Origin of the sequence: Phycicoccus elongatus Lp2, assembly GCF_000367525.1 — a bacterium.
GTDB classification, from domain to species: domain Bacteria; phylum Actinomycetota; class Actinomycetes; order Actinomycetales; family Dermatophilaceae; genus Phycicoccus_A; species Phycicoccus_A elongatus.
In genome coordinates this window covers 1,111,896-1,134,491 of the sequence record NZ_HF570956.1, presented here as the reverse complement: position 1 = coordinate 1,134,491, position 22,596 = coordinate 1,111,896, and the positions used below count along the sequence as shown (strand labels likewise).

28 protein-coding genes are annotated in these 22,596 nt (G+C 67.1%); 11 read left to right on the top strand and 17 right to left on the bottom strand.

The features are described 5' to 3' along the window. Positions 1–17: 17 nt before the first annotated feature. The 3 genes from BN10_RS05425 to BN10_RS05415 form a co-directional block, all read right to left on the bottom strand. Positions 18–1,592 (bottom strand): MFS transporter, encoded by a 1,575-nt coding sequence (locus BN10_RS05425; RefSeq protein WP_010850184.1) that lies wholly within the window; start codon positions 1,590–1,592, stop codon positions 18–20. Positions 1,593–1,659: 67 nt separating this feature from the next. Continuing rightward, positions 1,660–1,950 (bottom strand): SGNH/GDSL hydrolase family protein, encoded by a 291-nt coding sequence (locus BN10_RS05420; protein ID WP_010850183.1) that lies wholly within the window; start codon positions 1,948–1,950, stop codon positions 1,660–1,662. Next, positions 1,935–2,462, bottom strand: coding sequence for an SGNH/GDSL hydrolase family protein (locus tag BN10_RS05415; protein ID WP_010850182.1), 528 nt, complete (start codon positions 2,460–2,462; stop codon positions 1,935–1,937). The genes BN10_RS05420 and BN10_RS05415 overlap by 16 nt, the downstream gene beginning before the upstream one ends. Positions 2,463–2,669: 207 nt before the next feature. Between BN10_RS05415 and BN10_RS05410 the strand changes: the two genes are divergently transcribed. Together BN10_RS05410 and BN10_RS18045 are read left to right on the top strand one after the other, a co-directional pair. Continuing rightward, the gene (locus BN10_RS05410; protein WP_010850181.1) at positions 2,670–3,011 is read left to right on the top strand and encodes a single-stranded DNA-binding protein; all 342 of its coding nucleotides are present in this window, start codon (positions 2,670–2,672) and stop codon (positions 3,009–3,011) included. A 4-nt stretch (positions 3,012–3,015) separates the two neighbouring features. After that, positions 3,016–4,116, top strand: a complete 1,101-nt coding sequence (locus tag BN10_RS18045) for a GrpB family protein (RefSeq protein WP_010850180.1) — start codon at positions 3,016–3,018, stop codon at positions 4,114–4,116. 200 nt (positions 4,117–4,316) lie between these two features. Here the strand turns inward: BN10_RS18045 and BN10_RS05400 are convergent, their stop codons facing one another. From BN10_RS05400 to BN10_RS05360, 9 genes are all read right to left on the bottom strand, one after another. Next, positions 4,317–4,835 carry a hypothetical protein gene (locus BN10_RS05400; protein ID WP_010850179.1) on the bottom strand — a complete coding sequence of 173 codons (519 nt, stop codon included), beginning with the start codon at positions 4,833–4,835 and terminating at the stop codon, positions 4,317–4,319. After that, complete coding sequence (locus tag BN10_RS05395; RefSeq protein WP_010850178.1) at positions 4,819–5,268, bottom strand: MarR family winged helix-turn-helix transcriptional regulator; 450 nt, start codon at positions 5,266–5,268, stop codon at positions 4,819–4,821. The genes BN10_RS05400 and BN10_RS05395 overlap by 17 nt, the downstream gene beginning before the upstream one ends. After that, on the bottom strand, positions 5,265–6,503 hold the full coding sequence (locus BN10_RS05390) for an FAD-dependent oxidoreductase (RefSeq protein WP_010850177.1): 1,239 nt from the start codon (positions 6,501–6,503) through the stop codon (positions 5,265–5,267). Before BN10_RS05390 ends, BN10_RS05395 begins: the two co-directional genes overlap by 4 nt. Before the next feature lie 549 nt (positions 6,504–7,052). Beyond that, a complete protein-coding gene (locus BN10_RS05385; protein ID WP_010850176.1) occupies positions 7,053–7,751 on the bottom strand; it encodes a class I SAM-dependent methyltransferase in 699 nt (232 codons plus the stop codon). A 199-nt stretch (positions 7,752–7,950) separates the two neighbouring features. Beyond that, positions 7,951–8,943: a PIN domain-containing protein gene (locus tag BN10_RS15595; protein WP_010850175.1), complete on the bottom strand. Its 993-nt coding sequence runs from the start codon at positions 8,941–8,943 to the stop codon at positions 7,951–7,953. Beyond that, positions 8,940–9,365 carry a helix-turn-helix domain-containing protein gene (locus BN10_RS16225; RefSeq protein ID WP_010850174.1) on the bottom strand — a complete coding sequence of 142 codons (426 nt, stop codon included), beginning with the start codon at positions 9,363–9,365 and terminating at the stop codon, positions 8,940–8,942. The genes BN10_RS15595 and BN10_RS16225 overlap by 4 nt, the downstream gene beginning before the upstream one ends. Before the next feature lie 164 nt (positions 9,366–9,529). Continuing rightward, positions 9,530–10,648: a site-specific integrase gene (locus BN10_RS05370; RefSeq protein ID WP_233354268.1), complete on the bottom strand. Its 1,119-nt coding sequence runs from the start codon at positions 10,646–10,648 to the stop codon at positions 9,530–9,532. Positions 10,649–10,985: 337 nt separating this feature from the next. Next, complete coding sequence (locus BN10_RS05365) at positions 10,986–11,336, bottom strand: helix-turn-helix domain-containing protein (protein ID WP_010850171.1); 351 nt, start codon at positions 11,334–11,336, stop codon at positions 10,986–10,988. Then, a complete protein-coding gene (locus BN10_RS05360; RefSeq protein ID WP_040750963.1) occupies positions 11,329–12,486 on the bottom strand; it encodes a tyrosine-type recombinase/integrase in 1,158 nt (385 codons plus the stop codon). Before BN10_RS05360 ends, BN10_RS05365 begins: the two co-directional genes overlap by 8 nt. A 394-nt stretch (positions 12,487–12,880) precedes the next feature. On the opposite strand from BN10_RS05360, the gene BN10_RS05355 reads away from it, so the two are divergent. Genes BN10_RS05355 through BN10_RS05345 form a run of 3 tightly spaced genes read left to right on the top strand, consistent with a single transcriptional unit; the run spans position 12,881 to position 14,155 of the window. Continuing rightward, positions 12,881–13,165: a type II toxin-antitoxin system Phd/YefM family antitoxin gene (locus BN10_RS05355; protein ID WP_010850169.1), complete on the top strand. Its 285-nt coding sequence runs from the start codon at positions 12,881–12,883 to the stop codon at positions 13,163–13,165. Beyond that, complete coding sequence (locus BN10_RS05350) at positions 13,162–13,452, top strand: type II toxin-antitoxin system RelE family toxin (protein ID WP_010850168.1); 291 nt, start codon at positions 13,162–13,164, stop codon at positions 13,450–13,452. The genes BN10_RS05355 and BN10_RS05350 overlap by 4 nt, the downstream gene beginning before the upstream one ends. 10 nt (positions 13,453–13,462) lie before the next feature. Further along, entirely contained in the window at positions 13,463–14,155 is a 693-nt protein-coding gene (locus BN10_RS05345) for a lysoplasmalogenase (RefSeq protein ID WP_010850167.1), read from the top strand. A gap of 12 nt (positions 14,156–14,167) precedes the next feature. Here the strand turns inward: BN10_RS05345 and BN10_RS05340 are convergent, their stop codons facing one another. Next, positions 14,168–14,623, bottom strand: a complete 456-nt coding sequence (locus tag BN10_RS05340; protein ID WP_010850166.1) for a 2-dehydropantoate 2-reductase N-terminal domain-containing protein — start codon at positions 14,621–14,623, stop codon at positions 14,168–14,170. A 118-nt stretch (positions 14,624–14,741) separates the two neighbouring features. On the opposite strand from BN10_RS05340, the gene BN10_RS05335 reads away from it, so the two are divergent. Then, positions 14,742–15,551: a phytanoyl-CoA dioxygenase family protein gene (locus tag BN10_RS05335; RefSeq protein ID WP_010850165.1), complete on the top strand. Its 810-nt coding sequence runs from the start codon at positions 14,742–14,744 to the stop codon at positions 15,549–15,551. Positions 15,552–15,560: 9 nt separating this feature from the next. Here BN10_RS05335 and BN10_RS16750 read toward each other — a convergent pair whose 3' ends face one another. Beyond that, positions 15,561–15,731 carry a hypothetical protein gene (locus BN10_RS16750; protein ID WP_156917146.1) on the bottom strand — a complete coding sequence of 57 codons (171 nt, stop codon included), beginning with the start codon at positions 15,729–15,731 and terminating at the stop codon, positions 15,561–15,563. A gap of 219 nt (positions 15,732–15,950) precedes the next feature. On the opposite strand from BN10_RS16750, the gene BN10_RS05330 reads away from it, so the two are divergent. Both BN10_RS05330 and BN10_RS05325 read left to right on the top strand, forming a co-directional pair. Continuing rightward, entirely contained in the window at positions 15,951–16,169 is a 219-nt protein-coding gene (locus BN10_RS05330) for a VOC family protein (RefSeq protein WP_010850164.1), read from the top strand. Positions 16,170–16,175: 6 nt separating this feature from the next. Further along, positions 16,176–17,309, top strand: a complete 1,134-nt coding sequence (locus tag BN10_RS05325) for a methyltransferase (RefSeq protein WP_010850163.1) — start codon at positions 16,176–16,178, stop codon at positions 17,307–17,309. A gap of 22 nt (positions 17,310–17,331) precedes the next feature. Here BN10_RS05325 and BN10_RS05320 read toward each other — a convergent pair whose 3' ends face one another. Together BN10_RS05320 and BN10_RS05315 are read right to left on the bottom strand one after the other, a co-directional pair. After that, positions 17,332–17,949: an L-threonylcarbamoyladenylate synthase gene (locus BN10_RS05320; protein ID WP_010850162.1), complete on the bottom strand. Its 618-nt coding sequence runs from the start codon at positions 17,947–17,949 to the stop codon at positions 17,332–17,334. A gap of 3 nt (positions 17,950–17,952) precedes the next feature. Then, positions 17,953–18,399 (bottom strand): OsmC family protein, encoded by a 447-nt coding sequence (locus BN10_RS05315; protein ID WP_010850161.1) that lies wholly within the window; start codon positions 18,397–18,399, stop codon positions 17,953–17,955. A 22-nt stretch (positions 18,400–18,421) separates the two neighbouring features. Between BN10_RS05315 and BN10_RS05310 the strand changes: the two genes are divergently transcribed. Next, entirely contained in the window at positions 18,422–19,048 is a 627-nt protein-coding gene (locus BN10_RS05310; protein ID WP_010850160.1) for a histidine phosphatase family protein, read from the top strand. An 18-nt stretch (positions 19,049–19,066) separates the two neighbouring features. On the opposite strand, the gene BN10_RS05305 is transcribed toward BN10_RS05310, so the two are convergent. Then, the gene (locus BN10_RS05305) at positions 19,067–20,548 is read right to left on the bottom strand and encodes a glutamate-cysteine ligase family protein (RefSeq protein ID WP_010850159.1); all 1,482 of its coding nucleotides are present in this window, start codon (positions 20,546–20,548) and stop codon (positions 19,067–19,069) included. 94 nt (positions 20,549–20,642) lie between these two features. Here BN10_RS05305 and BN10_RS05300 point away from each other — a divergent pair, with 94 nt between their 5' ends. Together BN10_RS05300 and BN10_RS05295 are read left to right on the top strand one after the other, a co-directional pair. Beyond that, entirely contained in the window at positions 20,643–21,821 is a 1,179-nt protein-coding gene (locus BN10_RS05300; RefSeq protein WP_010850158.1) for an exonuclease SbcCD subunit D, read from the top strand. Further along, a partial coding sequence (locus BN10_RS05295; RefSeq protein ID WP_040750959.1) for an AAA family ATPase occupies positions 21,818–22,596 on the top strand: 779 nt, incomplete at its 3' end. The genes BN10_RS05300 and BN10_RS05295, both read left to right, overlap by 4 nt.

Here is a 22,596-nt window from a genome sequence, read left to right as displayed (position 1 = left end):
TCAGGCGCCTTTCAAGGTCAGACGACGGCCGGCATCTCGTTCCCGGCGTCCTTGATGCCCTGGCGCACGTCCACCTTGCGCAGGAAGAACCAGCCGAGGGCGAAGAAGAGGATCAGGGCGACGATGGCTGGTCGGTAGCTGTGCGTGACCTGGTGGACCAGGCCGAAGACGAAGGTCCCGAACCACGAGGTGCCGCGCTCCATCGCCTGGTAGAAGGCGAAGAACTCCGCCTCTCGGGCCCTGGGGACCAATTGGCTGAAGAGGCTGCGCGAGAGCGCCTGCGAGCCCCCCAGGACGATGCCGATGAGCACGCCGAGCGCGATGAAGGGCAGGAACGCCTTCTCGGGTACGAAGAAGGCCATCACGACGATCGCCGACCACGCGACCAGACTCCAGAGGATGGTGCGCCACGCGCCGAACTTCGAGGCGAGCCAGCCGAAGAACAGGGCTCCACCGAAGGCCACGAACTGGACCAACAGGATGAGCGCAATGAGTTGTTCCTGGGCGAACTTCAGTTGCTCGGCCCCGTAGATGCTCGAGGATGCGATGACGGTCTGGATGCCGTCGTTGAAGAAGAGGTACGCGAGAAGGAACATCAGGGTCTGCGGATACTTCTTGAGGTCCCGGAAGGTGTGCTGCAACTGGGCGATGCTGCCGCCCACGGCGCCCTCGCTCGGCGCGTCGGCCAGGTGGACCTGTCCATCGCGGGCCACGGCCGAGCCCCGCAGTCTGCGCAGACCGAGCACGGGGATGAGGGTGAACAGCGCCCACCACAGACCCGCCGACAGCATGCTGATCCGGACCGCCATCCCCTTGTCGACACCGATCAGGTCCGGCTTGGACACGATGACCAGGTTGAGGGCGAGGAGCAGACCACCACCGAGGTAGCCCAGGGCCCAACCCCGGCTGCTGACCTTGTCCCGGTCGTCCGGATGGGCGATCCGGACGAGGATCGCGTCGTAGACCACGAGGGAGGCGCCCAGGCCGATGGTGGCGATGATCATCATCAGGGCGCCGAAGCGCCAGTTGGTCCCGACGAGGAAGAAGAGCATGCAGGCGGCAGCCGCTCCGAGCCAGGCGAAGATGCCGAGCAGTCGCGCTGGTTGCTCGCTCCGGTCGGCGATCGCTCCGACAATCATGAGCAGGACGGCCGAGACGATGGTCGCCAGGGTGGTCGTGTAGGACGCCGCTGATCCCGGGTCGAGCGGTGCCATCAGGACGAACGCCAAGAGCGCAGCACCGGTCCCTGCCAGGAGACCCTTGGCCGCACCGGAGGCGGTGCGGTTGGCCTTGGTGTCGGCGCGGAACTGCAGGACGGTGAGGGTGGCCAAGACGAGGGTCGTGACAAGGGCGAGCACCCACACCCAGGAGGGGAGGCCGGATGCCGCGGGCACGGCATACAAGGTGGTCGTGCACTTCTCGTCGTCGGCGAGGCCGGGGCACGCCGCCTCTTGGGCGATGTTGGTGAGATAGGGGCCGAAGAGGACGGTGCCGACCGTCGTCACGAAGGCCGAATTGGCCCAGTCGTACCAATACCAGGAGCGGTGGTACTTCTTGGTGTCGGCCCAGCGGTCCACCATCTCTGTGGTCATGGCGCACAGAGTGACACACCGGGCGCATGCACCGGGTCAACTTCCGTGGTCGACACCCGGGGGGTTCTCAGTTGACCGGCAGGCCGGCCAACTTGAGGGCGCCGCCCACGGCGCCTGCGATGAAGGCGTGGCCGGTGTCGTTGGCCTGGAGACCGTCCGGGGTCACTCGGTCCACGTGACCGGTCAGTGGCTGGCCGGTATCGGCGTAGGTGACTCCGGCCGCCGCCGCTGCCGCCTTGATCGCTTCGGTGTAGGTGGCGAGGGCGGGGTTGTTCTGGCGCATGTCCCACCATGGATTGACGACGACGATCTGTGCGTTGGGGAGGCCGGTCCGTAGCGTGGTCAGCGTGGCTGCCACGCGGCCGCCGTGGCCGGATCCTCACCCAGGTCGTTGGCGCCGCCGGTGATGATGACCAGGTCCACGCCGGCTTGGACCGCGGCCGTGGCGGCGGTCGCGAAGTTGGGGCAGCTGTCGGCCGTGCACGGTGCTTTCGAGCCGGCGCGCAGATACCCGGTTTGCGCGTGGGCGACATTGGTCTCGGTCCACCCGTTGGCGGTGCTGAGCAGGGTCGTCCAGCGCTTGCTCGGGGTCGAGGCGCCGGCACCCGCCGCGACCGAATCACCGATGAACGCCGCCTTCTTGATCACCAACTGTGTTGGCGAGGGGGAGGCTGACGACGACGCCGACTCGGAGGGTGACGCAGACGCCGACGGTGACGCGGAGGCCGAGGACGACAGGGACAGGCTCGGGGAGGGACTTGCCGAGGCCGCGGACGTGGAGCCGTCGTCCTTGCGCAGGGCGTAAGCGACCAGCACGAGAGCGATGATGAGGGCAGCGACCAGGGTGAGGTTTTGTGCCCGTGCGGTCATGGCCTGTGATCCTGTCACGCATCAGTGGGGGAGTGCGAACGCGTCGGAGGTGTGTCGTCGTCCACAGGCGGTCGATGGGTGGGTCTGTCGTCCACAGGCTCTCGGCGATCAGGTGGACTGCCTGTCCGCCGGGGCGCATGGTCGGCGCCAGGCAGGACGCGCCAGCGAACTCGGCGCGATCGAGATACGTGGGGAATGGAGGCAGACATGGCAGGAAGTTATGTCAACCAGGTGCGACTGGTCGGCAGGGTCAGTGATGTGGGGGAGGCGCGTCAACTGCCCAGCGGCGACACGGTGCACGCGTGGCGGCTCGTCGTGCCTCGTGAGGACAAGGCCACGCGGTCCGGGCGCAAGCAGCCAGATGTCATCGACGTCGTCTGTTGGTCGGCGGTGACCCGCAGGGCTGCCGGCCGACTGCAGATCGGCCAGGACGTCGAGGTCGAGGGCGCACTCCGTCGTCGCTTCTTCCGGACAGCTGCCGGTGTGGGCAGCCGCTACGAGGTCGAGGTGCGAAACCTGACGCGGCTTCGGATCGAATCACTACCCTGAGCGCGTGACCGACGATCGAGCCGCGCACTGGGACCAACGGTATGCCGCGGGTGACCAGTTGTGGATTGTGGGTCCGCATCCCCTGGTCGTCGAAGTCGTCTCATCATTGCGACCCGGTCGCGCGCTCGATGTCGGCGCGGGCGAGGGACGCCACGCGGTGTGGCTGGCCTCGCGCGGGTGGAGGGTCACGGCTCTGGACTTCTCGGCGGTCGGGGTCGAGCGCGGCCGCGAACATGCTCAACGCGAGGGTGTCAGCGTCGACTTCGTCGTCGGTGACGTTGCCGACTGGGAGCCTGTGAGCGGTGGTTTCGACCTCGTCCTGGTGTCCTACCTTCACCTCGAGGAGGAGGCAATGGAACGGGTCCGCGGTTGGGTGGCGCCCGGCGGCCGGCTCATCGTGGTCGGGCACGCTGCCGGGAGTGCAGCGGGGCCCCGCAACCCGCGATTCCGGCATACGGTCGCCTCGATGCGCAACCGGGCCGGTGATCTCGACGTGCGGCGCTGTGAGGAGGTCGTGGACGGGGCCGCCGAGCGCGCCGACATCGTCCTGGTCGCTGCCCGTCACCACGGCGACGTGAGGGAGGTCGAACTCGTCGGAGGGGTCGAGCAGCGCGACCTGTTCCTTGTCGCGCCAGACGACCGCTGGCCGGCGGAGTATCGACGGCACGAGGCCCGAATTCGGCGGGCCTTGGGGGAGGCCGCCGTCGCGGTGGAGCACATCGGGTCGACATCGGTCCCCGGGCTGGCGGCCAAGCCGATCATCGACATCCTCGTCACTGTGCCCGACATCGCCGCCGAGCAGGACCATGTCGAGCCCTTGCTGGCTGCCGGCTACGTGCTGCGCGTCCGCGAGCCGGGGCACCGCCTGGTGCGAACGTCCGAGCGTGACGTGCACGTCCACCTGCTCCAGGTCGGGGATCAAGCGGCTGAGGACTACCTGTTGTTCCGCGACCATCTACGTGCCGATGCCTCTGACCGCGCGCTCTACGAGGACACCAAGCGTGAGCTGACATCCCGCCAGTGGCCCGACATGAATGCCTACGCGGATGCCAAGACGGACGTGATCGAAGCGATCAAGGCCCGCGCCCGGGAGCAGGTGGGATGAAGTAGGACGGAGATCACGTCCTGAAGTCTGGCGGCCGACGGCCACTGGCCGCTCAGGCTCGAGGTGACATTGCACAGGTGCGGGCGTTGACGTAACAGCGACCCGACCCCACCCGGGGGAGAACCAGGCCGTCGGGTGGGGGAGATGTCAGCGGACAGTCCCGAATCCCGGTCACTCTTTGGCTGCGCGAGGTTACGCGCTCATCTCGTGTGGCGGTGGCGGGTCATGGGTGCTTTGGGTTTGTAGATGGAAAGGGCGGTCATCACCAGGAAGGCGAGGATGTTGCCGGTGGCGCCGAGGGTGATGCACAGGGCGTGGGGAGGGGTGCTCGCTGCAGGCGCTGCGAGCGATTCCTCGACCCAGAGTCCGAGTCCAAGGGTGGAGAAGATGATCGTCGTGACGGTCAAGACCAGCTTGATGAGGACCCACCAGTGTTTGAACAGTCCCCATTTGGTGCCCAGGGAAAGGACCACTCCGGTGGTCAGGGCTCCAAAGGCCGCCGGGATGACAACGTAGGCGTCGATTCGGTGGATGGCCTGGTAGGTGGTCGCCGAGGGTAGAGGGCCCCCTTGCGCGCCGAGTGCCGAGCTCGCCAGGGCGAGGTTGGCCGCGCCGGCTCCCAGCCAGCCTACGGACAGGACGACATGGGCCAGGAGCCATAGTCGTCGTGCGCGCCGGGAGAGTTGTCGTGGTTCCTTGCCTTCAGCCGTGGGGGTCACGATCGAGGCTTGTCTTATCGAGGAAATGGCGGATCGCGCGGAGGTTCGTCACGAGTTGGGGTATGTCGGCATCGGCGACGCCGATGTGCTCGGAGGCGTTGAAGTGGGCCACCTCGGGACGGACCTGACCCATTAGGGCCCGCCCCGCCTTGGTGATGTGGATCCCTGCCGCGCGCCCACGACCTGCTGGACCGTTGCGATCAACGAGGCCGCGTGTCAGCAGGCTGGTGATCAGCGGGTCCATGCTTTGCGGCGTGACGAGCACGGCGCGAGCCAGTTGTGCCTTGGTGAAGTCGTCTCCGTCCTCGAGGCACGCGAGAACACCGAACTGAGTCGGGGTGAGCCCGTGTCGAGCGAACAGGTCTCGAAAGCCCTTGGCGACGATGTGGGAGGTTTGAATGAGTTCCCACAGGGGCAAGACGGGTTCGTTCATGGCGCATACCGCTGCACGTGGCGAAGAAGGGAGGCGATGCGCGTCGCCGCGGGAAGTGCGATGGCAGCGGCGGCAGCACCGATGGGGTGGGCCGATGCCTTGATCCAGGTCACTGGTTGGAGCGACTCGCGAACAGCGGTGGCGGAGCGGGTCCGCATCCGGGCCGCGGACACGTTCAATGCTTCCGCAATCCCGCGCGTCGTGCAATCTGTGTCCACGAGCAGGCACGCCAGGTCGTGCCCATCGACGATTGCGGTGGCTGCGCCTTGGCCTCCTGTGGGCGGCATGGTGTGGGCCGCGTCGCCGATGGCAGTGACTCGTCGGGCCGTCCACGGTGCGATGTTCTCAGGGTCTGCGGCCAGGAGCGGGAAGCCTGCAACAGAGACCGGTAGCGATCGGCCAGGCAGCTCCACGAGAGACGGCACCCAATGCCGGCGTTGCAGTGCCTGCGTCGCCGCAAGCGCCGCAACACCGGCGTGGTGTGCGTCCCCCTCAACCAAGGCTCCGGAGACAGCGATAACACCCCAGATGACCACTGGCTCGACGGACAATTCTTCACGCTTCGCGCTACCTGGCGCGCCGACGTATGGGTCGTGCCAAGAGGCGAACAGACCAATGCCGCCTGGTCCGAAGGCAAGCATCGGGTCGTCTCGCAGGAGCTCTTGAGCCTCCACCGACAGCGCGTCCGTCCTGGTCCGCCCCGCTATGGCCGTGAGCCCCGTGGACCTGCACGTTGGTGACCCAGCGAGCTGTCGCGCCAACCTGGATCCGGCACCGTCGGCGATGACCAGAGCATCACCTGCCACCGTTGCGCCGTCCTCGAGGTGGACGTGCACACCATCATCATCCTCGTCATAGCCGATCGCTGCCGACCCCCAACGCAATCGGTCGTCGAGCCCTTCGGTCAGCAGACGACGAAGGGTGATCCGATCGACGTCGAGCGAATCGCCAAGCTCTCGCTCACTGGCCCGCAGCAGAAGGCGACCGCGATGATCACGCACCGCCAGTCGAAACCCGCGGGTGTGCACCGACGACGCCTCAAGGGCCGAGATCAAGGCCGGAGGAACGAGCCGTCCCAGGGCGCGGAGCGCACTCGGCCCCAGGTGCAGTTTGTACCCACCGGTCTCGAGGAGGTCGACGTCCTTCTCCACGACGACGACGCCAATGCCACGCATGCTCAACCCTTGGGCGAGGGCGAGCCCACCGATGCCGCCACCGACCACCACGACCTTCATGACCAGACAGTATCAGTCATCTGAAACTTCCTGGCATGTCGGAGGTTGCTTGTCTTGACCGCTCGATCTGGTGATGGGGGGTGGGAAACGGCGCCGGACCGGCCCGGACGGACAAAGCGAATTGCGGCGACGCGTTCTTGGCTTGCGGCAGGTCTGCTGTCAAGGTAGGCGCGATCGGGCCAGATTCCGCGGGATGTTTGTCGCAGACCGCACAAGGTGTTGACAAGGCATCCACCATGGACTGTGAGGCGAAGTTGCTGGGGTTACGCGTCTAAATGTCCTTCATAGCATCAACTGGTGAGAACGGGAGTTCATGAGCCGGGAGTAGCCGTCCATCGAGTTGCAACTAGCCACCATCAAGAATCGTCCCAACAGCCTTGGGACGATTTGCGACTTCCGTGCCAGCGACCGGTGTGCGCATCGTGTATGCGTCGGGAGATCGTCTGCCTCAGACAGCCGGCGTGACATCCCTCATCTGCCGATGTGCGGGAGCCAGACTCATGGCTTGAATCAGCGCTGGTCGAGTGTCCGAGGAACGCGGCGTGGAGACTAGTTGGCCTCGAGGAGGAAGAAGAGGAAACAGAGGAACGACTTGCCCGGCTCCAGTCCGTCCGGCAGAAGTTCGATCGGCGTGTCAGGTGCTGGCGGCGGCTCGCTGATTGAAGTGATCCTGAAGCCGGCGGCGCTGAACGAGTCGGTCATGGTGTGCAACGGCCGGTGGAAGAAGGTCAGCCACACTTTGTGGCCAGCGAAGTCGTAGTCCTCGGTGTACTTGGTGATGGCGAAGTAGTCAGAGTCGGGGTACACGACCGGGAAGATCACGGGATGGTTGACAGAGACCAGTAGTCGCCCGCCGGGCTTTAGCACACGTCGAAGTTCAGTCAGAGGCCCTGCCCAGTCCTCGAGGTAGTGGAGGACGAGGGAGGCAATCGCGTCGTCGAATTCAGCGTCCGCGTAGGGCAACGGGTCGGCCAAGTCTGCGACTCGAAGGTCAACGTGCTGGCCCAGTCGCTCGCGCGCGAATCCAATCATTCCGGCGCTTCGGTCGAAGCCGGACACGTCGGCGCCGGCTTCGCGCAGCTTGGCGATCGTGGGCCCGGAGCCACATCCGACATCAAGGATCCGACGACCACGCACGTCGCCGGCGAGCCTCAACATGGCGGGCTGCTCGTAGTAGGCGTTGAAGAGACCGGTCTCGTTCTGCCGTGCATAGGCTTCGGCGAAGTCGTCGTAGTCGCTGTCGGTCACGGTTGCTCCTTGGCCAGAGATCGGTCGCGGACAGCGACCTCGCATGCCGACGATATTCCTCGTGGTGCGGAAACACCCCGGGTGCCGCTCGGCGAACACCCGCGCCGTCAGGACGTCCGACTCTGCCGCAAGGGGGCCCTCCGGATTTGCCAGCATGCGAAGGGTCACGGTCACGATGCGGTCCGGTCACCCCTGCTGGTCAGCTCAGGACGGTCCGAGCGGAAACCATCCGTGGACCCAGTCCCCACGCGCGCCATGAGCCATCTGGGTAGCGACAGAGCGTCAGGAAGAGCATTCCGCGGATGTTGAATGAGGCGAAGGTCTGGGCGGTGCCGACAACCTCCGGCACGAACCGCACAACCGCTATCTCGGTTGGTCGGTCGACGGCGTAGTAGACCTTGGACGCGATGGACATGTCGGTGAGGAGGTCTGTGGCCCACTGGAAGTCGCCCCAGGCTTCAGGAGCGTGTGTCAGCCACGTCAGTTCTTCATGGTGCTGACGGGGATCGAGCACGGCGAGCCACCAAAGGGCAGCAACCTGAAGGGGCTCTGTGAGGTTGGCACCCTGCGTCAGCGCAGCCAACGGCGAGTCGTCGGGGTCCGCCGTCACGTAGGCGGGGAAATCGCTGAAAGGCCCGTCCTCTTCAAGGAGTTGATTGGCCATGTTCGCGAACGTCGGCACTGTCGTGGCCAGCGAAGCCAAGAGTTCGGATGGGCTGGCAACCGGATTGCTCCGACGCGCGGCGTCTGCACGAACTGCCGCCACGGTTGGCTCTCGGTCAAGTGCGAGCAACTCGAGCAGATAGTCCTCAGGATGCACAGCCTTCACGCCGTAGGGACGGCATGCAGAATCCGGGAAGTCATCGAGATTGAACGTCACGATGACATCGGCGTCGCTGGCGATGGCTGCCGCGAGGACGTGCCGGTCCTTGGGATGGCACTCGAGTTCCTCGATGAGGTGCTCGAAGCCGACGACAGCGGCTTCAGGGAAGGCTTGCCGCATCGCGTTCAGGCGCCGGTCTGCCCGCTCTGGGTCGAGATCGAGTTTGCCAGTGAGCGCCCGGCGGGTTTCCTCCAGGATCTCGTCACTCCACCTCAGCTCCAGAAGTTCTCTCTCACCCAAGGTCAGAAGAAGGCTGGCGAGGTTGTATGGAACGAGAACGCAAGCGTCCAGGACTGCTCTCCGACTCACCTGGTCGAAACGACCTGATCGTCGCTCCCCGTTGCCGTCCGCTCGAACTCGGCCATTCCGGCCGCCCGGCGTACGGCAGCTGACTCAATGAACCGGTTGATCGACGCCAGGCTGATCCGCCGGTGCGAACCCGGCTGCGCGAACTCGAGCAGACCGTCATCACACATCTTCACAACCGTTGGTCGGCTGACGTGAAGGAGCTCAGCCGCCTGTCCCGTGGTGACGAATGAGTCAAGTCGAGTGACAGCCACGTCATGGCCCGCCGCAAGTTCATCGATCACCGTGAGGATCGCCCGCCTGAAGGGCTCGGTCACTTCCAGACTCTCGGAGCCGACGCGAAGGACAGCGCCCGGCCGTATCAGTGCCGCACGCACTCGCTCAGCGTCTGGGCTGCTTATCGCCTGGTTGGTCGTCTGACTCATGATCCAAGCGTAAACGCAAAACGCAAGAAACGAAAGGCGTGTCTTGCTTGGCGGCAACAGGCCAGAGGCGCCGAACGCTCTGTCATGCCGCTGAGTGCGAGAGCCCCCCGCAGGATGCCGAGCACGATCAGGTGACGCGAGGATGCGCCCTTGACCGAGGGCGCTCATCCCAACTGGCGTCTGGCTGCGATGTATTGGGAATAGACGCTGGCTGAGCCGATGGCGTGGCGCTCGATGGTCGCTGGGTGATATCCGAGCGCGTCGGCGATGATCGGGATGGGTCCGAGTTTGGTGAGTTCGTGGAGGGTCCCGAGGCGTGCTGATCGGGTGCCGAAGATGGTCTTGAGGCGGTTGCGCAGGCTGGCTCCGTGGATATGTTGGCCGGGGGAGTAGCCCGGGAAGACCCAGTTGCTGTTCGGATGCGCTGCGGTCAGGCCGTTGCCGGGGGTAGCCGCGAGTTGGCGGAGGGGCTCGTCCAGGGGGGAGGGGAGTGCGAAGGTCGTCTTTCCCAGCCGGAGGGTGACGACGTCGTCGGTGACGGTTACGTTGTCCCAGGTCAATTGTACGACGTCCTCGATGTGCTGGCCGAAGACGATGACCAGGATTGCGGCGGCCCGGTCGCGAATGTTCAGTTCGTCCGTGTGGACCACCCGCTCGACTGCTGAGTCCTGCTCGGACTTGGAGAGTTTGGGGCTGGTGCCGCGGCGGTGCGCTTTGATAATGAGCTCGGGGTCGACGAGCCGACCTTTGATCGCCCACGGGAGGAAGCGGTCGATGATCCTGCGGGTGCTGGGCCCATCGGCGAGCCAAGCATCGAGATGCTCTTGTCGGAGGTCTTTGAGGGTGACGCCGCAGCTGTCGAGCCAGTTGAGGAACTCTGCAGCCATCGTGACAATCTGTTTCGCTCGCAGGAAGGTTCCCCGCGGCACGGTCTCCATCTCGTTCATGCGGCGCCGGTGATGCCAGTGAATGTAGCGGCGAAGGACGGTCTGGTGCTCGACAGTCGTCACGCGCTCGAGTGCGCCGGTAGCCCAGTCGTCGTAGCGAGCGGCGAGTTCGTCGCGGCGCGGCAAGACGCCGTGCTCCACGAGCAGGCCGCGGACATAGTTGCGGGTGCGGTCTGCTCCGGGTAGGTCGTCGAGCAACTCGTGGGTGATCGTCTGTGACACTGCCAGTTCCTTGAGCAAGTCCGTGACGTGGCGCTGCCTGATCCAGGTCAGTCCGCTGTTGGGTCGCTTCATTGACTTCAGCGCCGCCGCCACTGGAACCAGTTCGTCAGCCATGACGCCCGTGTCAGGGTTGGTCAGCAACTGATCCACGACTGCTGCCAGCTCGCAGGACCAGCATCGGCCGGCGCGGTACAGCTCGCCTTCGGCGCCGCAGGTCTTGCACTCGATGTTGAGTTTGACGCCAGAGCATCTCTTGCAGGCCGGCTGCCCGTCGATGCGGCCTGGGAGGACTCCCTCGTGGCCGCAGGCGCAGATGCCCGTCGTCCGTTTGGCCTGCTGATAGCAGTACCCGCACACGCCCCCGTCCGGCCATTTCGCGGCGATTTGGTGATGCTCACCGCAACGGCAGCAGGGGACGGGCCACTGGTTTGGGTCGCTCTGCCTGCGGGGCCTAGCCATCGTCGTCCTGGACGATGCGAACCCGCCGCGCGACAGGGCTGCCGGGGGTCAAGCCGAGGTCCTCGGGGCGCTTCGGCGCGTTCGCCGTCCGGGCAGCGCGCATCTCGACATAGGGCTCGAACAGGTCGTTGGGCTCGCAGTCGAGGATGTCGCACAGGGCTGCGAACGTGCGCGCTGGAATGCGCTCAGGGGTGCCGGTGACAAGTCGATAGACCTGACTCTCGGACAGGTTGATGCCACGCGATCTGAGCAGTGGCATGAGTTCGGTGCTCTTCCACAGGTTCCGCTGCGCCATGACAGTGCGCAGGTTCCACTTGTAGCCGATGCGGCGTTGCTCAGTCATCAGGATTCGTTTCCTCGGGTCGCGCGATGCGGCGGGCGATCAACTTCTGGATCGTCTTCTGTTTGAAGTCGTCACCAACCGATGTGTAGACGCTGGTCACCGAGGCGTACGCATGACCGGCCTGGGTCTGGACGAACGCTGGGTCGTAGCCGGCCTCGATGAGGTGGGTGATGTAGGAGTGGCGCAGGCAGTGCAGGCCGAGCTCTTTCGGAAGGCCCACTGCGGCGCGCGCTGCGGCGAAGGAGTCCCCGAGACTGCCCAGGCGGATTCGGTCAGCTCGTTCGCTGGGCCACAGGGCAGGGGAGCGGTCGGCAGTGGGGAACTGATCGCGACCGCCTTCGTGGATCCAGAACTTGAGCAGGTCCACGACCCACTCGAACTCCGGGACGGTCAAGACGGTTCTTCGGCGCGGTCCTGATCCAGCGGTGCCCTTGGCCCACCGGATCGTGACTGCCCCGAACTCGCCGTACTCGGGCACGTAGGGGTTCGGCCCGAAGTCGTGCACGTCGAGCATGGTCACCTCGCGGCGCCGCAATCCGTAGGCGTAGCAGACCTTGAAGGCGATCGAGTCGCGCAGCGCTTGGAGCCACCGCTTGCTGCCGGCGGCGTACTCGCGGTCGACGAGGTCGTCCATGTGGTCAAAGAGTTGCTGCAGTTCCTTCTTCTTGAACGCGCGCCGTCCAGGTGGCACGGCGTCGTCGGTGGTGTGGCGCGGGGTGTTCCAGTCGAAGGCGATCTGTGCGGGGACGTCGCCGAACGTTTGCTCACAGAGTTCGCCCCAGCCGTACGTCGGCGAGGCGGTGTACGCGCAGAACATCGCGATTGCGTTGCTGTCCGAGCGCAGCGTCGTGAGGCTGATCGGCTTCTCGCCCGAGCGTCGCTCCGCCATGTAGTCGTCGAGGTCGACGGGGCGCCACGTCCACGGGAAAGTCCCGGCGTACTCCTGGAACTTTTGTACGACGCGGCAACGACCCTCGATCGTCTGGACGGTCAAGCCGCGCGCCAACATCTGAGCCTTCCAGCCGTCGAGCATCGCCTCGAATACGCGATCTTCGGCTCGGAACAGCCCGACATCGGGGTCTCGGAGGACCCGAGGGACGAAGCCCGGAACTCCCTGCACGATGCACCTCACACCCGTGGAAACCTGCATCTAATGCAGATAACCTACGACGACCTGCGCGGAGGCCGCAACGGGACAGGCGGGCTCGAGGCGTCACCGCCAAAGGAAACCGGCGCTGACCTGCACTGACCCGCACAGCCCGACGAAGAGGGAGTTCTCGCATCTAGTGAAACTCCCGTTGTTTAAACGCCGATAAGCCACATTATGTCAGTTAGTAGTCCACGTATTGCATCAGCTGAATCACTGCGGCCCGAGGCGCGTCGCGCTCACCCCAACACTCAACGGCGAAGAGCCCCTAAAGTGTCGGGCTTACCGACTCGGCTGGATGCTGCTGGGGCGAGTCCATGCGTGGCGTACTCCTCGCGTAGCGACCCGGTGGCCGGACGGGCTTGCCGAGCACAGCAGTTACGCTAGAATTTTGTACATGACGACTCTGTCCCTCGCTGACGCTCGGGCGAACCTTTCCAAGCTCGTGGAGTCCGCGGTGGCCACTCACGAGCGGTTCGAAGTCACCCGCAACGGTGACCGGGCCGTCGTGCTTCTCAGCGCTGAGGACTACGACGCCCTGCTGGAGACCGTCGACGTCCTCAGTCGCGCCGAGGAGGTGCAGGCCCTTAAGGAAGGGCTTGACGACCTCGACGCCGGGCGGACCTCATCATTGGATGAGGTCCGCTCAGCGATGCTGCGGCGCGGACGCCTCCAATCTTGAGTACGGACCTAGGCGAGGAAGGCGGGTACGACGTCGTCCTGACCCGAAGCGCAAGCCGAGCCCTCGAGGAGCTGTTGCCCGAAGCGGTCGCTGCGGCCGCCTTCGAGTTCATCGCTGGCCCGCTGCGCACCGATCCCCACCGCGTCGGTAAGCCCCTGCGTGAGCCGTTGGCGCCGCTGTGGTCAGCACGGCGAGGCGAGTACCGCGTCCTCTACCGGATCCTCGAACACCGCCTCGTCATCGAGGTCGTCTCTGTGGTTCACCGTCGCGACGCCTATCGCCGATGATCGATCCCGGGTGAAGTCGTCAGCGAGCTCGTCGAACAGCCGCGCCACCCTCGCGGCATACGGCCTCTTGGCCGTGACCAACGTCGTGGCCGTGGGAAGTACCCACGAAACCCTCTCCAACCTGACCCAATGGCTGCTCATGCCGACCCTCGTGGTCGTCCTGCTGACCCTCGCCCCGCGCGGACGGCGCCCGCTCCCCCGGCTGCGCACCGCCACGCTCGTTGCGCTCGGCTTCTCGTGGCTTGGCGACCTACTGCCCGACCTCGTCCCGCAGTCCGCATCCTTCCTCGCGATGGTCGGCGCCTTCCTCCTCGCTCAGCTCGCCTTCATCGTGGGCTTCCTGCCGTTCCGCAGGCAGAGCATCCTCAGCCGGCGGCGCGGCCTCGTCGCAGCGTATGCCGTGGCCTTCGTCGGTCTCGTCCTCGCGTGCGCCGGAGGGGCCGGCTCGCTCCTCGTGCCGGTCGTCGTCTACGGCGCGACGCTGACCGTCATGGCCGTGCTCGCCACCGGCGTCAACACCTTGACCGGCGTCGGCGGCGCCGTGTTCATGCTCTCGGACTCGCTGATCGCCCTCGGCGCGTTCCGCGGATGGGAGAGCCGGCCCTTGTCGGTCGCCGTCATGGCCACGTATGCCGTGGCCGAGCTCCTGCTCGTCCTCGGCGTCCAGCAGCGGCGGCGCTCCCCCGGCTCCCTGGACGAGTGAGGGCCGAGCAGCTCAGGTGGACGCGAGCTGGTCGACGAGCGCCTCCGTGCGTGGGATCGGTATGCCGTGAGCCCGAGCTGCGCGCCCGATCGTGTCGAGCTCAAGGGTGTTGCCCGCCTCTGCGTCCCGGAGCATCGACGACTTCGTCCCGGGCCCGAAGGAACGGAACGCAGCCAGCGTGGGCGCCGGGTCGCACGGTCCGCCCTCGGCGCAGACGACCGACGTCACCTCGGCGGTCGCCTTGGTCGCGACAAGGACGGCATCGACGTCGCGGTCGAGGCGATCCACCACGTCGGGGCGGGTCACCCGCTCACCGAAGACCGGGCTCGAGAGATGAAACCCGCTCTCGCGCAACGTCTCCACGCTGGAGGTGCGGGCCACGACGACGACCTCGTGACCCGCGTCGGTGAGGGAGACGGCCAGGAGACCACCGACCCCACCAGGGCCCAGCACGGCACACCGACTCACCGACCGACCCTCCGCTTCGTGGCGCACATGACCGTCAGGCCAACCCGCGAGAAGGCAACGCCATCGGTCTCGCCGCCCCGATCGAACGCGCACCCAGGGTGACCTCTACGGTGGGGCCATGAACGGCCTGAGCCTCTCCGACGTCGACATCGACACCTACCGGCGCGACGGCGTCCTCGTGGTGCGCGACCTGCTCTCTCCCGAGGAGGTCGAGGTCGCCAGGGCCGGCATCGCCGCCGTGCTCGAGGCTCCGAGCATGCTGGCCCAGGTCGCCAGCGGGGTCGACGACCCCGGGCGCTTCGTCGAGGACTTCCGCCGCTGGCAGGACATCCCCGAGATCGCCTCGCTGGCCCTGTCGTCGCGGGCCGCGGAAGTCGCGGCGCAGCTCCTCGACACTCCCCAGGTGCGCTTCTACCACGACCATGTGCTCGTCAAGGAGGGCGGCACCAAGCAGCGCACCCCGTGGCACCAGGACCAGCCGTACTACAACGTCGACGGCCACGGCACCAGCGCCTGGATCCCGGTCGACCCGGTCCCGCTCGCCGGGTGCCTCGAGCTCGTCGCCGGCTCCCACGAGGGTCCGTGGAAGATGCCGCGCACCTTCCTCGACGGCAAAGCCAAGTGGTTCCCCGAGGGCACCCTCGACGAGCTGCCTGACATCGAGGCCGACCGCGACGCCTTCGACATCCGGGCCGCCGAGATGCAGCCCGGTGACGCCATCTTCTTCGACTTCCTCACCGTGCACGGCGCGCCGGGGTTCCCCTTCCAGGGAAGGCGACGCGTCCTGTCGCTGCGCTACCTCGCCGAAGATGCCCGGCACGCTCCGCGTGAGTGGGTCACCTCTCCCCCGTTCGAGGAGCTCATCGGCGTACTGCCCGAGGGCGCCCCGATGGACCACCCGCTCTTCCCGGTCGTCTGGCCCCGCTAGGGCCGGGCTTCAACGCCGTGGGTCGAGCAGGGCGTCCGTCCCCCCGTCGATGACCACCGTCGCACCGACGACCAGCGAGGCCGCAGCGCGCGCGGCCACCTGCTCCACGACACACCGCCCACCCTCGGGATCCGATAGGTCGGCGACGATGTCCACCCCCTGGCCCGCGACCCGGTCCACCCGAGCACCCGGTCCCCCGACCGACGCCGCAGCGCGGCCGTCGCGGCCCCCATTCCCGACGCCGCTCCTGTCACCACATGAGTCCTGGCAACCGTGCTTCTCCTCTCGACGACAGGCCCGGAGCGTATGGGCGGGGCCGGCATTCGGGCGGGACAGGTCCTGCTCGCGGCGCGTAGGGTCGTCAGCGCACCTGTCAGCACGAGTCCCCGAGGAGCAGCGTTGAGCCGCGTCATCCACGTCGAGATCCATGCCGAGGACGTCGCGGTCCTCACCATGGGGAGCGAGGACTACCATCCCACGCACGAGCGGGTCATGGCGGCCGGCGGTCAGGTGGCGCACCCCCAGGCCGCCCTCCCCGGCATGGCCTGGCAGGGCTACTACCTCGACACCGAGGGCAACGTCTTCGGCGTGCACCAGCCCGACCCCGAGGCGCGCTGACACGGGATGCAGTGTGGCTACTTCGAGCGGCACGAATGTCGCTCGTGCACCTTCATGGGCCGGGCGTATGCCGAACAGCTGGCCGGCAAGGACCGCGCCGCTCGCGCAGGGCTCGCCGAGGCGGTGGGGGACAGTGCCTGGCGTGAGCCCTTCGCCTCGCGAGAGTCGCAGTTCCGCAACAAGGCCAAGCTCGTCGTCGGCGGCACGCCCGGGGCGGTGACCCTGGGCATCCTCGACGGCGACCGCCGGGGCGTTGATCTTCGCCGCTGCGGACTGCACGAACCCGTTGTGGCGCAGGCGATCCCGGTGCTCGCCGACTGGATCGACGACCTGCGCCTACTCCCGTATGACGTGGCCAAGCGGCGCGGAGAGCTCAAGCACGTGCACGTCACCGGCAGCCCGGCGGAAGAGCTCATGGTGCGCGTCGTGCTCCGCGGGGACAGTCAGGCGCAGCGCGTGCGGGACGGCCTGGAGGACCTGCAGGCGGCACTCCCCCACCTGCGTGTGGCCACGGTCAACTACCTCCCGGAGCACGTCGCCCTCCTGGAGGGCGATGACGAGGAGGTCCTCACGCCGGCGAGGACCCTGGCCATGGACCTGGGCCGGCTCACCCTCCATCTCGGGCCGCGCAGCTTCTTCCAGACCAATACCGCTGTGGCCGTGGGCCTCTACGAGCAGGCGCGCGACTGGGTTGCCGAGCAGGCACCGGCCTCACTGCTCGACCTCTACTGCGGCGTGGGTGGTTTCGGGCTCTTCGCCGCCACCCTTCCGGATGCCCCGACCGTGCTGGGGGTCGAGGTGAGCGCGGACGCCGTCGCCAGCGCGCGGCATACCGCAGAAAGCCTGCGGGACAGCGGAACTGCGACGAACCGCGTCGAGTTCCGTTGCGGCGACGCCGGATCCGAGCTGCCGGACGCCGAATGTGTCGTCGTCAACCCTCCGCGCCGCGGCGTCGGAGACGAGCTGTGCGCCGCCATCGAGTCGAGCAACGCCGCGACCCTCATCTACTCGAGCTGCAACCCGACCACCCTGGCCCGCGACCTGGCTGAGCTGCCCACCTTCGCGGTCACCGACGCCCGCCTGTTCGACATGTTCCCGCAGACACCGCACGCCGAGGTGGTCGTCCGGGCGACGCGCTGAGGCCCGCACCCGAGCTGGTCGGTCAGAAGCGCCCGGCGTCCCCGGCACCGATGCGGACGACCTCGGCCTGCCCGTCGCTGAAGTCCACGACGGTGGTCGGCTCGGTGCCGCACTCCCCCGAGTCGATGACCAGGTCGACCTGGTGGTCGAGCTCGTCCTTGACCAGCCAACCCTCGCTCATCGGCTCGCTCTCGCCGGGCAGGATGAGGGTCGAGGAGAGCAACGGCTCACCGAGCTCGGCGAGCAGCTCACGCACGACCGGGTGCTCGGGGATGCGCACGCCGACCGTCTTCTTCTTCGGGTGCATGAGCCGCCGTGGCACCTCCTTGGTCGCCGGCAGGATGAAGGTGTACGGCCCCGGAGTCGCTGCCTTGATGGCCCGGAACACCGCGTTGTCGATGATGACGAACTGCCCCAGCTGGGCGAAGTCGCGGCAGATGAGCGTGAAGTGGTGCTTGTCGTCCAGGTGGCGGATCGTCATGATCCGGTCCTTGGCGGCCTGGTTGCCGAGCATCGCGCCCAAGGCATACCCGGAGTCGGTGGGGTAGGCGATGAGGGCGCCGTCGCGCAAACGGTCGACGGCCGTGCGGATCGCTCGCGGCTGCGGATCGACCGGGTGGACGTCGAGGTAGGTCGCCATCGGTCAGTCCACGGCCCGCATGGCGATCGGGGTGCCGAGCAGCACCGTGCGGCTGACCGTGCACAACCGATCGTGCGACATCTGGATCGACTTCGGCAGCATCTCCCGCGCCCGGTCGCCGGCCTCGCCCTCGGGGAAGGTCACCGTGAAGGTCACGGCGATGTCGTCGAGGTGGTTGCCCCGCTCGTCCCTGACCTTCACGCCCTCGCTGAGCACCTCGAAGCGCTCCGGCTCGGCCCGCTTGCCCGTGATGAAGTCGACGTCGACGGCCGAGCATCCGGCGATCGCCGCGAGCAGCAACTCGACGGGGGTGAAGTCGGCACCCTCCCCGGTGCCGATGTGGATCCGCCCACCGCGCACGTTCTCGACGTCGAACTCCCCGTGGGCGGTGCGACGCAACTGCACCTCGCGGTGACCGGTCCCCGTGCCGCCCGTCTGCTCCTGCTCCATGTCCGCAGCCTAGTCTTCAGTCGTGTGCACCAGTGCGCCCAAGGGCCGTCTCGTCCTGATCCGGCACGGCTCCACCGAGTGGAGCCGCAGCGGCCAGCACACCGGCCGCACTGACCTCCCGCTGCTCCCCGAGGGCGAGCAGGATGCGTATGCCGTGGGGCGTGCGCTCGCGGGGCGCAGCTTCGCGCTCGCCCTGTGCTCGCCCCTAATGAGGGCTCGTCGAACCGCGGAACTGGCCGGCCTGACCCCGGACCCCTCCGATGACCTGATGGAGTGGGACTACGGCGGCTACGAGGGCCTCACCACGGTGCAGATCCGCCAACTCGCGCAGCCCGACTGGACTGTCTTCAAGGACGGTGTCGTGCCGGGAAACACACCCGGGGAGACCCTGGAGCAGGTGGCCGATCGGGCCCGGCGGGTGGTCGAGCGGATCCACCCCGTCCTGGCAGTGGGGGACGTGACGATCGTGGCCCATGGCCACCTGCTGCGCGTGCTTGCCGCTGTGTTCCTCGACCAGGCGCCGGTCACCGGGGCCGGGCTCCTCCTCGATGCCGGCTCGATCTCGGTCCTTGAGTTCGAGAAGGACGTGCCGGCGATCCGCACGTGGAACTGGCGACCCGACGCCCCGGCATACCCCATGGAGGGGTGAGTCGACGTTCCGCGCTCGTCAGGGCAACGGCCAGGTGTGCACCGGCTCATTGGTGGCCATGTGGTCCGCGTAGAGCCTCAACATCTCGTGCAGCGCGGTGCGCCGATCGAGGCCACCGTCCTCGAGCCGCTGGACGCATTCGGACTGCCACACGGCACCATTGACCCCCGATGTGCACCTGGCCTCGACGATGCCCAGGTAGCGGTCGCGTACCGCTCGGGAGACGCCCCAGTCCTCCAGACCCTCGTGGGCCATGGGCAGCAGGTGTCGAAGGATCAGTTCGTCGGCGCCGATCTCACCGAAGCCCGGCCAGTAGAAGCGGGCGTCGAGCCCTGACCTGGCGGCCAGTTCGAAGTTCTCCGCCGCCGCCGAGAAGCTGAGCTTGGTCCAGACCGGCCGATCCTGATGCGCCAGGACGCGGATGCAGCCGTAGTAGAAGGCCGCGTTGGCCAACACGTCGGCGATGGTCGGGCCGGCCGGCAACACGCGGTTCTCCACCCGGAGGTGGGGTACCCCGCCAACGGTGTCGTAGATGGGACGGTTCCACCGATAGACCGTGCCGTTGTGCAGCCGCAGCTCCGCGAGGTCCGGCGCGATCCCGGCCTCGAGCTTGGCGATCGGGTCCTCGTCCGTGGTCTCGGCGAGCAGCGCCGGGAAGTAGCGAACGTTCTCCTCGAAGAGGTCGAAGATCGAGGTGATCCAGCGTTCGCCGAAGAAGACGCGGGGGCGCACGCCCTGGTTCTTCAACTCGATGGGCCGCGTGTCGGTCGCCTGCTTGAAGAGCTCGATGCGGGTCTCGGCGTGCAGTCGCTGCCCGAAGAAGAAGGGGCTGTTGGCGGCCAGCGCAACCTGCGGCGCGACCAACGCCTGGGCGGCATTCCAGTGATCGGCGAACTCGTGCGGTGCGACCTGCAGGTGCAATTGGACGCTCGTGCAGGCCGACTCCGGGGCGATCGAGTCGCAATAGGTCGCGACCCGCTCCCCCGTGGGCCCTTCGATGTCGAGAAAGATGTCTTCGCCGCGGGCGATGAAGATCGAGTCGTTGAGCGCGGCGTAGCGGTTGTTGTCGCTGATCCACTCGCGCTGGTAGTGCTCCGGCATGATCGTGGGCAACATCCCGATCGCGACGATCCGAGACCCCACCTCCCGGGACCGCTCGTCCGCCTTGTTGAGCGAATCACGCAGGTCATGCTCCAGCTCCAACGCGGAGTCACCCGGCAGCGGCCGCGGCTGCACGTTGAGCTCGATGTTGTATTGCGCCAACTCCGTCTGGTAGTCGGGATCCGCAATCGCCTCGAGGACCTTGGCGTTGTGGAAGTCGGGTTCGTACTTGTCGTTGACCAGGTTCAACTCGATCTCGAGGCCGGTCATCGGCTTGTCGAACTCGAACGAACTCGCCGTGAGCATGCGTTCGAAGACGTCAAGGTTCTGGCGCACCTTCTCGCGGTAGCGCTGGCGTTCCTCGCGTGTGTAACTCTGCGCGTTGACCTCGGCACCCATGTGGCAGAGACAATCACAAGACGGCGGCCTGCGAAAGGCGAGAACCGCGTTTCGGTCCCGGCCGCTGTCGGTGCCTGCTCCTAGCGTTGCGGTCATGCGGCTGCTGCACACCTCCGACTGGCACCTGGGACGGTCGTTCCACGGTGCCGGGTTGCTCGGTGCCCAGAGCCGCTTCCTCGACCATCTGGTCGACGTCGTCCGGGCGGAGCGCATCGACGCGGTCCTCGTCGCAGGCGACGTCTACGACCGGGCCCTCCCGGCGCCGGACTCGGTGGGGTTGCTCTCCGATGCCCTGTTGAGACTGGTGGACGCCGGTGCCCAGGTGGTGATCTCCAGCGGCAACCACGACAGTGCCACCCGGCTTGGTTTCGGCAGTGGTCTGCTGGCGCGGGCGGGTGTGCATCTTCGGACCTCGGTGGACCAGATCGGGATCCCCGTCGTCATCGGTGACGTTGCCATTCACCCAATCCCCTACCTCGAGCCTGCGGTGGCGGCCGGACCGCTCGGGACCTCCGAGCGCACCCATGCGGGAGTTCTGCGGGCCGCCATGAATCGGGTGAGAGCCACCCCCACTGATCAGCGGCACCACGTGGTCATGGCGCACGCCTTCGTCACCGGGGGTGTCGGCTCGCAATCCGAGCGCGACATCTCGGTCGGTGGGGTCGCGGCGGTCCCGCCCTCGGTTTTCGGCGAGATGGCGTATGCCGCGCTCGGACACCTCCACGGTCCGCAACAGGTCGACCCGCACATCCGCTACAGCGGGTCCCCACTCGCGATGTCCTTCGGCGAGGTCAACCATCGCAAGTCGAGCGCCATCGTCGACCTGTCCGGAGACGAGGCGGTCGTCGATCTCGTCCCAGCACCCGTGGATCGGCGTCTCGCCGTGCTGCGAGGTGACCTCGAGGACCTCCTCACGTCTCGGGCCCACGACGAGGCGGAGCAGGCGTGGTGCCAGGTGACGATCACGGACCCGATCCGACCAATGGGTGCGATGGACCGCATCAAGGGCCGCTTTCCCCACACGCTCGAGCTGCGTTTCGAGCCTCAGGGGGCACCGGTCGATCTCCGGCCGTATGCCGAACGCCTCGAGGCCCGCACCGAGCTCGACGTGTGCTGCGACTTCCTGACCCACGTCCGGGGCGGTGCCGTGGCATCCGAGGACGAGCGTGCCCTCTGGCAGGAGGCCATCGACGCAGCACGGCTCGGCAGGAGCCGCTCGAGTGACGAAGGCGTCGTCACCCCCGAGCGGTCTCGGGCGGCGGGTGCCGCGTGAGGATCCACCTGCTGGAGGCCGAGGCATTCGGCCCCTTTCCCCAACGAGTCCGGGTTGACGTCGACGACCTGGCCGCTGGCGGGCTCTTCCTCATCCACGGCCCCACTGGGGCGGGGAAGACGAGCATTCTGGACGCTGTCTGCTACGCGTTGTTCGCCGACCTGCCCGGCACCCGGACGAAGAAGGGACTGCGCAGTGACCACGCCCCCGCGGACCGGGTGCCCGAGGTGGTCCTCGAGTTCACGATCAGCGGTCGTCGGCTGCGACTGACCCGCTCCCCGGAGTTTGCGCGTCCCCGCAAACGCGGTACCGGAACGCCGGTCACGGTGCGGGCGCGCGTGCGACTCGACGAGTTCGACGGTGCGACCTGGAGCACCAAGAGCACCAGGCACGACGAGGTCGCCGAGGAGATTCACGATCTCGTCGGCATGGGCCTGTCCCAGTTCGCGAAGGTTGCCGTCCTCCCGCAAGGTGACTTCGCCGCCTTCCTGTCCGCCTCCGCCGAGGAGCGGCGAGCGGTGCTCGAGCGGCTCTTCGACATCGCGACCTTTGCCGATGTCGAGGCCTGGCTGACCGAGCAGAGGCGTGAGAGCGCCACCCGGTCCCAGGCTGCCCGCTCCGAGCTCGAAGCTGTGCTGCGACGGATCGAGGACGCCCTCGTCACCGGGGGGCACTCACCCCAAGAGGGTCCGTCCGACACGGCGGTGTTCTTCGGTGATACCGATGCCCCGGCCCTGACCGAAGCCCTCACCACGCTTGGCGAGGAGGCCGACCG

What these genes read in the sequence shown, in the direction of transcription:
- BN10_RS05425 (WP_010850184.1), bottom strand. Translation starts at nt 1,592, where the DNA reads ATGACCACAGAGATGGTGGACCGCTGGGCCGACACCAAGAAGTACCAC.
- BN10_RS05415 (WP_010850182.1), bottom strand. Translation starts at nt 2,462, where the DNA reads ATGACCGCACGGGCACAAAACCTCACCCTGGTCGCTGCCCTCATCATC.
- BN10_RS05410 (WP_010850181.1), top strand. Translation starts at nt 2,670, where the DNA reads ATGGCAGGAAGTTATGTCAACCAGGTGCGACTGGTCGGCAGGGTCAGT.
- BN10_RS05395 (WP_010850178.1), bottom strand. Translation starts at nt 5,268, where the DNA reads ATGAACGAACCCGTCTTGCCCCTGTGGGAACTCATTCAAACCTCCCAC.
- BN10_RS05390 (WP_010850177.1), bottom strand. Translation starts at nt 6,503, where the DNA reads ATGAAGGTCGTGGTGGTCGGTGGCGGCATCGGTGGGCTCGCCCTCGCC.
- BN10_RS16225 (WP_010850174.1), bottom strand. Translation starts at nt 9,365, where the DNA reads ATGAGTCAGACGACCAACCAGGCGATAAGCAGCCCAGACGCTGAGCGA.
- BN10_RS05370 (WP_233354268.1), bottom strand. Translation starts at nt 10,648, where the DNA reads ATGGCTGACGAACTGGTTCCAGTGGCGGCGGCGCTGAAGTCAATGAAG.
- BN10_RS05365 (WP_010850171.1), bottom strand. Translation starts at nt 11,336, where the DNA reads ATGACTGAGCAACGCCGCATCGGCTACAAGTGGAACCTGCGCACTGTC.
- BN10_RS05360 (WP_040750963.1), bottom strand. Translation starts at nt 12,486, where the DNA reads ATGCAGGTTTCCACGGGTGTGAGGTGCATCGTGCAGGGAGTTCCGGGC.
- BN10_RS05355 (WP_010850169.1), top strand. Translation starts at nt 12,881, where the DNA reads ATGACGACTCTGTCCCTCGCTGACGCTCGGGCGAACCTTTCCAAGCTC.
- BN10_RS05335 (WP_010850165.1), top strand. Translation starts at nt 14,742, where the DNA reads ATGAACGGCCTGAGCCTCTCCGACGTCGACATCGACACCTACCGGCGC.
- BN10_RS05325 (WP_010850163.1), top strand. Translation starts at nt 16,176, where the DNA reads ATGCAGTGTGGCTACTTCGAGCGGCACGAATGTCGCTCGTGCACCTTC.
- BN10_RS05320 (WP_010850162.1), bottom strand. Translation starts at nt 17,949, where the DNA reads ATGGCGACCTACCTCGACGTCCACCCGGTCGATCCGCAGCCGCGAGCG.
- BN10_RS05315 (WP_010850161.1), bottom strand. Translation starts at nt 18,399, where the DNA reads ATGGAGCAGGAGCAGACGGGCGGCACGGGGACCGGTCACCGCGAGGTG.
- BN10_RS05305 (WP_010850159.1), bottom strand. Translation starts at nt 20,548, where the DNA reads ATGGGTGCCGAGGTCAACGCGCAGAGTTACACACGCGAGGAACGCCAG.
- BN10_RS05300 (WP_010850158.1), top strand. Translation starts at nt 20,643, where the DNA reads ATGCGGCTGCTGCACACCTCCGACTGGCACCTGGGACGGTCGTTCCAC.